Origin of the sequence: Methylocystis sp. Sn-Cys (assembly GCF_016745395.1) — a bacterium.
Taxonomy (GTDB): domain Bacteria; phylum Pseudomonadota; class Alphaproteobacteria; order Rhizobiales; family Beijerinckiaceae; genus Methylocystis; species Methylocystis iwaonis.
In genome coordinates this window covers 649,911-661,955 of sequence record NZ_JAERVJ010000001.1, presented here as the reverse complement: position 1 = coordinate 661,955, position 12,045 = coordinate 649,911, and the positions used below count along the sequence as shown (strand labels likewise).

The 12,045-nt window shown below is 64.9% G+C and carries 11 protein-coding genes; 9 read left to right on the top strand and 2 right to left on the bottom strand.

Annotated elements, in window-relative coordinates:
- The first annotated feature begins 191 nt into the window (after positions 1-191).
- The 5 genes from JJT62_RS03025 (at position 192) to JJT62_RS03005 (ending at position 5,740) form a co-directional block, all read left to right on the top strand.
- Positions 192-1,457, top strand: a complete 1,266-nt coding sequence (locus JJT62_RS03025; RefSeq protein WP_202071187.1) for an N-acetylmuramoyl-L-alanine amidase — start codon at positions 192-194, stop codon at positions 1,455-1,457.
- 353 nt (positions 1,458-1,810) lie between these two features.
- On the top strand, positions 1,811-4,219 hold the full coding sequence (locus JJT62_RS03020) for a penicillin-binding protein 1A (RefSeq protein WP_202071186.1): 2,409 nt from the start codon (positions 1,811-1,813) through the stop codon (positions 4,217-4,219).
- 76 nt (positions 4,220-4,295) lie between these two features.
- Positions 4,296-5,087 (top strand): enoyl-CoA hydratase, encoded by a 792-nt coding sequence (locus JJT62_RS03015; protein ID WP_202071185.1) that lies wholly within the window; start codon positions 4,296-4,298, stop codon positions 5,085-5,087.
- 51 nt (positions 5,088-5,138) lie between these two features.
- A complete protein-coding gene (locus tag JJT62_RS03010) occupies positions 5,139-5,381 on the top strand; it encodes a DUF433 domain-containing protein (RefSeq protein ID WP_202071184.1) in 243 nt (80 codons plus the stop codon).
- Complete coding sequence (locus tag JJT62_RS03005) at positions 5,378-5,740, top strand: DUF5615 family PIN-like protein (protein WP_202071183.1); 363 nt, start codon at positions 5,378-5,380, stop codon at positions 5,738-5,740. Before JJT62_RS03010 ends, JJT62_RS03005 begins: the two co-directional genes overlap by 4 nt.
- Before the next feature lie 149 nt (positions 5,741-5,889).
- Here JJT62_RS03005 and ccmB read toward each other — a convergent pair whose 3' ends face one another.
- Positions 5,890-6,561, bottom strand: coding sequence for a heme exporter protein CcmB (gene ccmB / locus JJT62_RS03000; RefSeq protein ID WP_202071182.1), 672 nt, complete (start codon positions 6,559-6,561; stop codon positions 5,890-5,892).
- Positions 6,558-7,220: a heme ABC exporter ATP-binding protein CcmA gene (ccmA, locus tag JJT62_RS02995; protein WP_202071181.1), complete on the bottom strand. Its 663-nt coding sequence runs from the start codon at positions 7,218-7,220 to the stop codon at positions 6,558-6,560. Before ccmA ends, ccmB begins: the two co-directional genes overlap by 4 nt.
- A 378-nt stretch (positions 7,221-7,598) precedes the next feature.
- Here ccmA and JJT62_RS02990 point away from each other — a divergent pair, with 378 nt between their 5' ends.
- From JJT62_RS02990 to JJT62_RS02975, 4 genes are all read left to right on the top strand, one after another.
- Positions 7,599-8,843, top strand: a complete 1,245-nt coding sequence (locus JJT62_RS02990) for an aminotransferase class I/II-fold pyridoxal phosphate-dependent enzyme (RefSeq protein WP_202071180.1) — start codon at positions 7,599-7,601, stop codon at positions 8,841-8,843.
- Between the two features lie 66 nt (positions 8,844-8,909).
- On the top strand, positions 8,910-10,052 hold the full coding sequence (locus JJT62_RS02985; protein WP_202071179.1) for a hypothetical protein: 1,143 nt from the start codon (positions 8,910-8,912) through the stop codon (positions 10,050-10,052).
- A gap of 239 nt (positions 10,053-10,291) precedes the next feature.
- Positions 10,292-11,278, top strand: a complete 987-nt coding sequence (locus JJT62_RS02980) for a fatty acid desaturase (RefSeq protein WP_202071178.1) — start codon at positions 10,292-10,294, stop codon at positions 11,276-11,278.
- 4 nt (positions 11,279-11,282) lie between these two features.
- The gene (locus JJT62_RS02975; protein ID WP_202071177.1) at positions 11,283-11,930 is read left to right on the top strand and encodes a sterol desaturase family protein; all 648 of its coding nucleotides are present in this window, start codon (positions 11,283-11,285) and stop codon (positions 11,928-11,930) included.
- The last annotated feature ends 115 nt before the right edge of the window (positions 11,931-12,045 follow it).

Genomic DNA, 12,045 nt, shown 5'->3' with positions numbered 1-12,045 from the left:
GCGCTTCTCACTTCATAGCGGGCGCCCGCAAGACGCGCAAGCGTCGCTTCTGCGGCATTTATGCGACGGGCGCCCGAAAACGGCGCCGCGCTCCGGCTGAAGCTGTGGATGCTAACGGTCCCTTAAGGGACGCGCTTGAAGAATCGTTTATATAGTTCTCCAGATTGACGCAATTTTGCGAGCTTCGGGCCATGCGACAGCCGCCTTCCCGCCGAAAAAAGACTTGGGCGCGCCGCGCTTTCGGCGCTGCGGCGGCCCTTCTCGCCGGCGCGAGCGCCGCTTTGGCCGCCGAGCCCGGCGCCCCTGTTGCGGCGGTCGCCGGCCGCGTCGAGACGCTCGCAGACCACGCCCGCCTGGTTTTCGAGCTGACCGGCGCCGTAAAGGCGAGCGCGCATCTCGCCGTCAATCCGGCGCGCGTCATCGTCGATCTGCCCGAGGTCGCCTTCCATCTCGACGCCAAGGACGGCCGCGCGCCCGCCAAGTCCCGGCTCGTCAAATCCTACCGCTATGGCCAGTTCGCCCCGGGACGCTCGCGGGTGGTGGTCGACCTTGCGGCGCCCGCCCAGATTGTGCGGGCCGAAAGCGAACCCGCTGGCGACGGGGCCCGGTTGATCGTCGAACTCGCGCCGACCACCGAAGCGCAATTCACCGCCGCCGCCGCCGAAAGCGCCGCCGCTTTGGCGCGCGCCGAGCCTGCGCCTTCCGAGGTGGCCGCCGCCGCGACTCCGGCGGCTTCCGATAAGCCGGTCGTCGTGATCGACCCCGGCCACGGCGGGGTCGACATGGGCGCGACGGGCAAGCACGGGGAGCAGGAAAAGGCGGTCGTTTTCGAATTCGCCCGCGCGCTTGCGGCCAAGATCGAGGCCGGCGGCCGGCTGAAAGCCGTGCTGACGCGCAGCGAGGACATTTTCCTGCCGCTCAACGAGCGGGTCCAGATCGCCCATCGCAACAACGCCGCGCTCTTTTTGTCGATCCACGCCGACACGCTCGCCGAGGGCCATGTCGAGGGCGCGACCATCTATACGGTGTCGACCAAGGCCTCCGACGCCGAGGCGGCGAAAATCGCCGAAAAGGAAAATCTGGCGGACAAGGCGGCGGGCCTGGAGAGCAAGCAGGACGTCGAGCAGGTCGGCGACATCCTCTACGAACTCACTCAGCGCGAAACCCGCGCCTTCAGCGCCCAGTTTTCGCAAACGCTGATCTCGCATTGGAAGGAGGCCGGCAGTCTGAACAAGAACCCCGCGCGCGCCGCCGGATTCGTTGTCCTGAAGTCCTACGACATCCCCTCGGTCCTCCTGGAACTTGGTTATCTTTCGAGCGAGAAGGATCTCGCGCGATTGACCTCGGTCGACTGGCGCGACCGCGCCGCCGGCAAGACCGCGGAAGCGATCGAGGCCTTCTTCGCCGCGCGGTCGCGCGAGGCGCGCGCGCCGGTCAAGCTCGAGCGCCCACAATAAAACACAAAACCGCATCATTTTGAAAAAGGCGCCGTCAGGGCCGCGGCTCGCTGCGCGCCGGACAGACCGGCGACATCACGCCTGGCCACCACGGCGGCGCGACGATCGGCCAAAAGCCACTGGATCGGCGGGCGCTGGCGGTGCTAAAGCATTGCCGCGCCACGAGGCGAATTGACGGGTGATTTCCGTTTCGAGTGGGCCCCATCCAGAAAAACTAATCGCGCACGCGGCGGACCAACGCCGAATTGCGCGCTTGCCGGCCGGCCCAGTCCTAGCGAAAGGGCGGGCGCCGGCGCCATATAAGATCAGGCGAAAAGCCACGGGCCTCCCCGCCCGCTGAGAGGAAGAATTTCATGCGACTTCTCGCAAGGTTTCTAGGCTTTGTCTTCGCGACCGGCACGATCGTGTTTTTGATCGGCGCCGTCGCGGCCTCCGCGCTGGTCTACTATTATTCCAAGGATCTGCCGGATACGGCGCAGCTACGAAACTACGAGCCGCCGGTCACGACGCGTCTCCACGCCAATGACGGCTCCATTCTGGCCGAATATTCGCGCGAGCGGCGCCTGTTCCTGCCGAGCTCCGCCATTCCGGCGCTCGTGAAGCAGGCCTTCATCTCGGCCGAAGACAAGAATTTCTACACCCATAACGGCATCGACCCGGAAGGCGTGGTGCGCGCGCTCTCGGTGCTGGCGCAGGGCGGCCGGCATGTGCAGGGCGCCTCGACCATCACCCAGCAGGTCGCCAAGAACTTCCTCGTCGGCAATGAGCGCTCGATCGACCGCAAGATCCGCGAGGCGCTGATCTCCTTCCGCATCGAGGCCGCCTATTCCAAGGAGCGCATCCTCGAGCTCTATCTCAACGAGATCTACCTCGGCCTCGGCAACTATGGCGTCGCCGCGGCGGCGCTCAATTACTTCAACAAATCGGTCAATGAGCTGACGCTCGCCGAAGCCGCCTATCTCGCCGCCCTGCCCAAGGGCCCCAATAATTACCATCCCTTCCAGCATCGCGACCGCGCGATCGAGCGCCGCAACTATGTCATCGACCGCATGGAGGCCGATGGCGTCGTGACGCATCTGGAGGCGGAGAAGGCCAAGGCGGAGCCGCTTGGCGTCAATCCGCGCGCCCTCTCGCCCAATACTTACGTCGCCGGCTATTTCGCCGAGGAAGTGCGCCGCGAGCTGCTCGACCGCTACAAGGACAAGGGCCTCTATGAGGGCGGGCTGTCGGTGCGCACGACGCTCGACCCCAAGATGCAGGCCTGGTCCCGCAAGGCGCTGGCGGACGGCCTCGTGCGCTTCGACGAGGCGCATGGCTTCCGCGGCGCCATGAACCATATCGACGTCTCTTCCGATTGGGGCGTCCCGCTCGCCGGCATTCCTGCGCTCGGCGACATCAAGCCCTGGCGCCTCGCCGTGGTGCTCGACGTCAACGAAGCAGGCGCCCGCGTCGGCCTGCAGCCGGGCCGCGAGGCTTCCGGCGACGTGGCGCGCGAGCGCGAGACGGGCCTGCTCACGGCCGAGGGCATGCGCTGGACCGGCCGCGGCCCGCGCGGCGCGCTCACCGTCGGCGACGTGATCTATGTCGAGCCGATGGTGGGCAATCCTGGCCACTTCCGCCTGCGCCAGATCCCCGAAATCTCGGGCGCCATGGTGGCGATGGACCCCTATACGGGCCGCGTCTTCTCCATGGTCGGCGGCTTCTCCTTCGATCAGTCGGAGTTCAATCGCGCTAGCCAGGCGCTGCGCCAGCCGGGCTCCTCTTTCAAGCCCTTCGTCTATGCGACGGCGCTCGACAATGGCTATACGCCCTCCTCGTCCATCCTCGACGAGCCGATCTCGATCCAGCAGGCCGACGGCAGCTATTGGACGCCTGAGAACTTCGAAGGCGGCCACGGCACCGGCGCGCATCCGCTCAATTACGGCATCGTCCATTCGAAGAACATGATGACGGTGCGCCTCGCCAAGGACGTCGGCATGCCGCTCATCGCCGAATACGCCAAGCGTTTCGGCGTTTACGACGACATGGGCCCGTATCTCTCCCTGTCGCTGGGCGCCGGCGAGACGACGCTGCTCAAGATGGTCACCGGCTATTCCATGCTGGCCAATGGCGGCAAGCGCATCAAGCCGACGCTGATCGACCGCGTGCAGGATCGCTGGGGCAAAACCATCTTCCGCCACGACGAGCGCCAGTGCCTGGGCTGCGACGCGGCGAAATGGGACAATCAGAACGAGCCCAAGCTGATCGACAAGCGCGAGCAGGTGCTCGACCCGCTCACCGCCTATCAGATCACCAACATCATGGAAGGCGTGATCCAGCGTGGCACCGGCGTGTCGATCAAATCCGTCGGCAAGCATCTCGCCGGCAAGACCGGCACGACCAACGAGGCGAAAGACCTCTGGTTCGTGGGCTTCTCGCCGGACCTCGCCGTCGGCGTCTATATCGGCTACGACCGCCCGCGCTCCATGGGCAGCCACGCCCAGGCCGCGCTCTTCGCCGCGCCGATCTTCCGCGACTTCATGACGGTCGCCCTCAAGGACAAGCCGGATACGCCGTTCCGCGTGCCGCCGGGCATCAAGCTGATCTCGGTCAATCCGAGCACCGGCCTGCGCACCGCGAGCGGCGGCGAGCTCTGGCCCTTCAAGCCGGGCACCGCGCCGCCGGATTCCTACACGAGCGGCGAAGGCGGCGGCCCCCGCCAGCTCAATACGCCGCATGACGTCGACCAGCAGGTCGGCAGCGGCACGGGCGGGCTTTACTGATCGAGAGAAAGCGGCCGGAGACGAAAGTTTCCGGCCGCTCTATTTTTATCTAATCGTTGCACAAGAGCCCTGACCCATGACCGGCAGCAATGAATTCGTCCTCCAGGAAGAAGCGGGGCATGTCGCGCGGCTGACGCTCAACAGGCCGGCGTCGCGCAACGCTTTGTCGGTGGCGATGCTGGCGGCGCTGTCGCAGCGGCTGGACGGTCTGGAGAAGCGCGGCGACATTCGCGTCGTGGTGCTGCAGGCCGAGGGCCCGGCCTTCTGCGCGGGTCACGATCTCAAGGAGCTGACGGCTCACCGGAGCGACGCCGACGGCGGGCGTGGGTTCTTCGAGGAGACCATGCGCGCCTGCTCGGCGCTGATGCAAAAGATTGTCGCTCTGCCGAAGCCCGTGATCGCCGCCGTCGACGAAATCGCCACGGCGGCGGGCTGCCAGCTCGTCGCAAGCTGCGACCTCGCCGTCGCCGGCCCGAACGCGCGCTTCTGCACGCCGGGCGTCGACATTGGCCTTTTCTGCTCGACGCCCGCCGTGGCGCTCTCCCGCAATGTCGCGCCGAAACACGCCCTGGAAATGCTGCTCACCGGCTTCCCCATCGGCGCGGAGGCGGCGCTGCGCATCGGGCTCGTCAACCGAGTCTCGCAGGACGGCGCACGCACCGGCGCGCGGGCGCTGGCGGAGCTGATCGCGGCGAAGTCGCCGGCGGCGATCCGTTTTGGCAAGAAGGCGTTTTACGCCCAGCGCGAGAAGCCGCTCGCCGAGGCCTATGATCTCGCAAGCGCCGTGATGGCGGAGAATATGCTCGCCGCGGACGCGAAAGAGGGGATCGCGGCGTTTCTGGAAAAGCGGGAGCCAAATTGGTCTTAGCGGCCTCTCGGGGGCTTTGGCGCCTCCAGGGCAGTCTGTTAGGCTAAAAGAATGACCGACCCACTGGATCGCATTTCCGTCGACCCAAACATATGCGGGGGCAAACCCTGCATAAGGGGGACGCGCATATGGGTCTCGCTCATCCTCGATTTTCTTGCGAGCGGGGAGAGCGAAGGGGAGATCATCGCGCTCTATCCGCAGCTCACGCGCGAGGATGTACGAGCGGCGCTGGCTTATGGGGCTGAAGTCGCTCGGGAGCACATCGTTCCCGTGCCGCTCACCGCAGCCGAATGAAATTCAAGCTCGACGAAAATGTCGGCGCGCTCGGTAAGAGCTTGCTCGAGGCCGACGGTCACGACGTCATGACCGTCACGCAGCAGAAGCTGAACGGCGCCTCCGACGATTTGATTTATGAAATTTGTCGCGACGAGGAGCGCGTTTTGGTGACGCTCGATCATGACTTCGGTCATGTGCTCCGCTTCCCGCCGGAGGCGACACGCGGCGTCGTTATTCTCGAAAGCCCCGGCCGATTGACGCCTGCCGCGATTACGGCGCGGATCGCCGAAATGGCGGCGCTCCTACGAGTGAGACCAATCGACCGGGAACTTTGGATCGTGGAGCCCGGCCGCGTGCGGATACGTGAAAGGCGCTAGCCCTTTATTCCCCCAGATGCCGTTACGCCGTCGATTCCCCGCCTGCCCCGCATTCCGTCATTGCGAGCGGAGCGAAGCAATCCAGCGCCGCGGTGGCTGCCCTGGATTGCTTCGTCGCTGCGCTCCTCGCAATGACGGCGGTGGTCCGACTACTCCCCCAAATGCCGCAGCGCCGCCGCCGCCGCGAAGGGGCAGAGCGCCAGCGCCACCAGCGTGATGGCGCAGAGGATCGAGAAGGGGGAATAGAAGGGCACGGTCCCGCCTGTCGCCGCCTCGCAGGCCGAGACGCCGAAGATCAGCACGGGAATCGTCAGCGGCAGCACCAGCAACGCCATCAGCAGACCGCCGCGCCGCACGGTCACCGTCGCCGCCGCGCCGATGGCGCCGATGAGGGTCAGCGCCGGGGTGCCCACTAAGAGCGTCGCCACCACGCCCGCCAGCGCCATCGTCTCCTGCTGCAGCATCAACCCCAGAAAGGGCGCGGCGATGATAAGCGGCAGGCCGGTCGCGGCCCAATGGGCGGCGCATTTCACCAGCACCGCCAGCTCCAACGGCGTTTCGCCCAGATGCAGCAGATCGAGCGAGCCGTCCTCGGCGTCCGCCTGGAACAGCCGGTCGAAGGCGAGCAGGCTCGCGAGCAACGCCGCGATCCACAGGATCGCCGGGCCGATGCGGACGAGGAGGTTCGGGTCCGGCCCCACGGCGAAGGGGACGATGGTCACGAGCGTGAGGAAAAACACCACCCCCATGGCGCCCGAGCCGCCGACACGGCGGGCGATGCGCCATTCGCGCAGGAAGAGCGCGCCGATCGGCGAGGTCATTTGGCGCCTCCCAATGCCAGCTCGCCGGCTTCCTCGAGCCCCAATGGCTCATGGGTCGCGGCGACGATGAGGCCGCCCTTGGCGCAGTGATCGCGCATGACGGCGGCGAATTTTTCCCGCGAGGCTCTGTCGAGCGCGGTGAGCGGCTCGTCGAGGAGCCACACCGGGCGGAACGCCACGAGCAGCCTTGCGAGCGCCGCGCGGCGCTTCTGTCCGGCCGAGAGCGCGCCGAATGGGGCGCGCGACGCGAAAGAGAGGCCGACGACGGCAAGCGCCTCTGCGATCGTCCGGGCGCGCGGATCGGGCGCGGGGGAGAGATAGGCCGACCAGAATTCGAGGTTTTCGTCGAGGCTGAGCGCCGCCTTCATCCCGTCGGCATGGGCGAGATAATGCGCCTGTTGGGGCAGTTCCGCCTCTTCGCCCGCGCCTTCCAGCCGCATCTCGCCAGCCGCCCGCGGCAAAAGGCCCGCGAGCGTGCGCAGCAGAGTCGATTTCCCGGCGCCATTGCGGCCCGTCACCACCAGCGCCTCGCCGCCCGAAAGAGCGAAGCTGACACCGGCCAGCACGGACCGGCCGCCGCGCGAGACGGCGAGATTTTCGACGCTCAGCCGGAGGGCGGACTGGACGTCTGCATGAGGGCGATGCGGGCTCTTTTCCATGTTGAAAGCCAATAGAGAAAGCCGGGCGCAAGCGCCATAGGCGCGCTCGCGCTTTCGCGAGCGATTGGGGCAAGGGCTTCCTCACCCTGAGGAGCCGCTGCAGGCGGCGTCTCGAAGGGCGAGGAAGCCCGCACTGCAACGTGATTTCCTCTCCCTCGTCCTTCGAGACGGCCTCTTCGAGGCCTCCTCAGGATGAAGGAGAAGAAATCACGCCTCCCTGCCCGCCTGCCCTGAGCGCAGGCGCACTGGCGCGAGGGCGAGGAGGGTGCTAAGGGACCCGATCAGCCTCCAGGCGCCCTAACGGCTCAGGGCGCCTTGATTCTTCGGGAAAAGCAAGCGCGCGCGGCCGCGCCCGGCCATTCAGGGACTGCGAATTCAGTGACGAAACACAGAAGCCTCCCCGACTATGCCTCGCGGAGATTCCGCTTCGCGGGCAACGCCCTGCTCGAGTTCAACAACCCCTTCTTCGCGCAGATCGACAAGCTCAAGGCGGACTTCGAAGCGCAGGGGACGCATTTCGTCAGCTTCGCGAATTACGACTATCTCGGCCTCGCCAATCACCCGCGCATCCGCGAGGAGGCCAAGCGCGAGGTCGACGGGCTCGGCGTCGGGGCGCTCGCCTCGCGGCTCGTGGGCGGCGAACGCACCACGCATAAGCAGTTCGAGGCGGAGATCGCCGAATTCATCGGCATGGAGAGCGCGCTGGCGCTCGTCTCCGGCTATCTCTCGAACGTCACCACCATTTCCTATCTGATGAACGGCAAGCGCGACGCGATCTTCATCGACGAGCTTGCCCATAACAGCATCGTCTATGGCGCGGAGGGCGCCCCGGCCCATGTCGTCAAATTCCGACACAACGACATGGACCATCTCGACCATCTGCTGGCGCGCCATCGCGAGGAATATCGCAATGTGCTCGTCGTGGTCGAAGGCGTCTACAGCATGGACGGCGACACCGCCGATCTGCCGCGCCTCTATGAGATCAAGGACAAGTATCAAATCTGGCTGATGGTCGACGAAGCCCATTCGCTCGGCGTTCTGGGCGACCATGGCCGCGGGCTTGCGGAGCATCAGGGCGTCGATCCGCAGCGCATCGACCTCATCATCGGCACGCTCTCCAAATCGCTCGCCTCCTGCGGCGGCTATATTTGCGCCAGGAAGGAAGTGATCGAGTGGTTCCGCTACACGCTGCCGGGTTTCGTTTATAGCGTCGGTTTCTCGCCGGTCGTTCTCGCGGCGGCGCGCACCGCCCTGCGGCTGATGCAGGAAGAGACCTGGCGCATCGGCAAGCTGGCGCAGAACGCCGAGCTTTTCCGCCAGGTCGCGCATGAAAACGGCTTCTCCACGGGCCCGGCGATCGGCCGCGGCGTGGTGCCGATCCTCTTCGAAAACGATCTCGAAACGATGTGGGCGGCGCGGCATCTGCTCGAGAAGGGCTATTATGTGCCGCCCGTCGTGCGCATCGGCGTGCCCAAGGACGGACCGCGCCTGCGCTTCTTCTTTTCGGCGAACCATACGGAGGCGGAAATCCGCGGCGTCATCCAGGCGTTGCGCGACATGCCGCCCGTGTCGGAGGAGGCGCAGCGCATCGTCGCCGCCGCCATGTCCGGCGCCGCCGCCTGATACGACAGCACGGGCGCGTCATCATGACGCTTTCCGCGTTCCCCCGCAAAGGCATAAGGATTCAGCATGGCGCGAATCGAGATCGTACCGGTCGCTGGGCTCTCGACGTTCACGACTTTCTGCAAGCTGCCGCGCCTTCTCTACAAGGGCGCGCCGGGTTTCGCGCCGCCGCTCGACATCGAGCGCTGGGCGATGTTCGCCCATATGCTCAACCCCCATTACAAGCTGGTCGAGGAACAGAAATTCCTCGCCCGCCGCGACGGCGAATGGGTCGGCCGCATTGCCGCGCATGTCTATAAGGACGGGATCACGCCCGTCGCCGCGAGCCCGGCGCAGTTCGGTTCGCTCGACGCTGTCGACGATCCGGAAATCGTGCGCGCGCTAGTCGAGGCCGCGGAGAATTGGCTGAAGGCGAAAGGCGCGACGCGGATCAACGGCCCCTTCTCGCCGAGCATCAATGGCGAACTCGGCATGCTGATCGAGGGCTTCGAGGCGACGCCTATGTTCCTCACGCCCTGGCATCCGCCCTATCTCTCGCGCCATCTCGCGGCGCTCGGCTATGAGAAGGCCAAGGACCTCGTCTCCTATCGCATCGCCATCGACGAGACTTTCCTCAACGAAAAGCCCCTCATCTCGAACCGCAAGGAATGGCGAGACCGTTTGAAGCTCCGCCCGCTCGATCTCGACAATCTGAAGACGACCGAGACGGCGCTGATGGAGGAGCTCTTCAACGACGGCTGGCGCGATAACTGGGGCTTCGTGCCCTTCACCAAGGCGGAATTCGATTCCACCGCCGACGCGCTTAAGTATGTCATGCCGCCGGAATTCGGTATCATGGTCGAGCTCGACGGCGCGCCGGTGAGCTTCCTGGTCGCGCTCCCCAATCTCTTCGAGATCGTCTCCGACTTCGACGGCCGCTTGTTCCCCTTCGGCCTGCCGAAGCTGATCTCGCGCATGCGCAACCACAAGTTCAACACTGCGCGCATTGTGCTGCTCGGCACCCGCAAGGCGCTGCAAAACAGCGCGACGGGCGGCGCCATTCTGCTCTCCATGATTGAGGAAATGCGCCGCCGCGGCGCCAAGGCTTCTATCACCCATATGGAGGCGGGCTGGGTGCTCGAAGACAATATGGCGATGCGCAAGCCGATCGAAATGTTCGGCGGCAAGATCGACAAGGTTCACCGGATTTACGAGAAGCGTATCGGTTGAGTTCAGGTCCAGTCGGGGAATGTCGGGCGTGAGCTACCAATCCCTCCCCTTTACGGGGAGGGTGGCCCCGCGCAAGCGGGGTCGGGTGGGGTTAAGCCCCATCAGAGTCATTGCGGCGTGAACCCCACCCGGCGGCCTTTGGCCGCCGACCTCCCCGTAAAGGGGAGGTATTGGAGGGCTAACGACGCCAGGTACTATTCACCCGATTGCTCCGCTTCCAACTGAAGGAAACGTGATCCATGAACGGCATTTCGGTCACCGCCCAGGGCGCCGACCGCTCGCATGTCGAGCGCCGCCGCCTCATCCTGGAAAAATATCCGCAGGTGCGCGAGCTTTTCGGCAGAGACCCGGTGACCTTCAAGATCACGGCCGGCATCTTCGTCGGCCAATTTGTGATCGCGGCCGTTTTGGGCTGGCTTGGCCTCTCCTATTGGTGGCTGTCGCTGCTGCTGGCCATTTGCGTCGGCGCCTTCGCCAATCACGCGAATTTCGTCATCATCCACGACGCGATTCACAATTGTGTCTTCGAGGACCCGCTCGCCAATAAATGGACGGCGATCCTTGCCGATCTGCCCAATGGCTTCCCCACGGCGATGGGCTTCCGCTGCTATCACATCAAGCACCATTCGCATCTTTCGGCCTATGACTATGACGCCGACATTCCGAGCCAGTGGGAAGTGGAGTGGGTCGGCAATAGCGCATGGCGCAAGGCTGCCTGGCTTTTCGCCTTTCCCGCCATCCAGCTCGCGCGTCTGTCGCGGCTGAAGGGCACCGTGCCGATCATGGGCAAGTGGACCTATATCAATATCGCGGTCATCATCGCCTTCGATCTCTTCATGCTCTGGGCCTTCGGCCCCAACGCTTTGCTCTATCTCTTCCTGTCCTTCTGGTTTTCGGTGGGCGGGCTGCATCCGTTGAGCGCGCGCTGGCTGCAGGAGCATTTCGCCTTCGGGCCCGATCAGGGCACGTTCGATTACTACGGGCCGCTCAATAAGCTCGCGCTCAATATCGGCTATCACAACGAGCACCACGACTTTCACGAGATACCGTGGAACCGCCTGCCGGAGCTCACGGCCATGGCGCCGGAGTTCTACGACACGCTGCGCTGCCATCGTTCCTGGTTCGCGCTGCTTGTCACCTTCATCTTCGATCCGACCTATTCGCTCGGCACGCGGTCGGTAAATGTCACGCAAGCGGCGCAGCACATCGCTGCCCCGGCGGAGTAAAATCATGACGCAGGACACACGCACAGAAGCGCTGGACGCCTCGCCGCGCATTTTCGAGAACGACCTTCTCGATCGTTTCTCGCGCGTGCATCACCTCACGCCCGTGATCATCTACACGCCGATCATTCTGGGCCTGCTCTTCTACTCCCTCTCGCTGCAGGGCGCCGGGCTCGTTTTGCTCGGCCTCGTCATCGGCTATGTCGCCTGGACGCTGACCGAATATTTCGGCCACCGCTATCTCTTCCACACGGTGTTTCCCCTCCCCTTCGGCTTCGGGCCGCGCTTCCAGTTCCTGATCCACGGCGTGCATCACATCTATCCGAGCGACCCGCTGCGGCTCGTGATGCCGCCGCTGCTGTCCGCGCCGATCATGCTCATCGCGCTGACGATCATCCGGCTGATCTTCGGCGCGACTTTCGCCTGGCCGGTGCTCGCAGGCTTCATGGCCGGCTATGTGGCCTATGACTGCGTGCATTACTGGACGCATCACGGCCAGCCGACCTCCGACTTAGGCAAATTGGTGAAGCGTCTGCATATGCTCCACCATTTCCGCGACGCCGAAAAAGGCTTCGGCGTGCACGCGATCTGGTGGGACTATGTCTTCGGCACGGCCTATCAGAAGGGCGAGACGCCGGGTACCAAGGCCGTTTGAGCCTTTGAATAACGCGCTCAGGGGCGTGTCATTCCCGGCGGGCTGAAAGCCCGACCGGGAACCTAGAGCCAAAGTAACGCTCTTGCGGGTTTCGCCGTCGCCCGCTTCGGCCCCG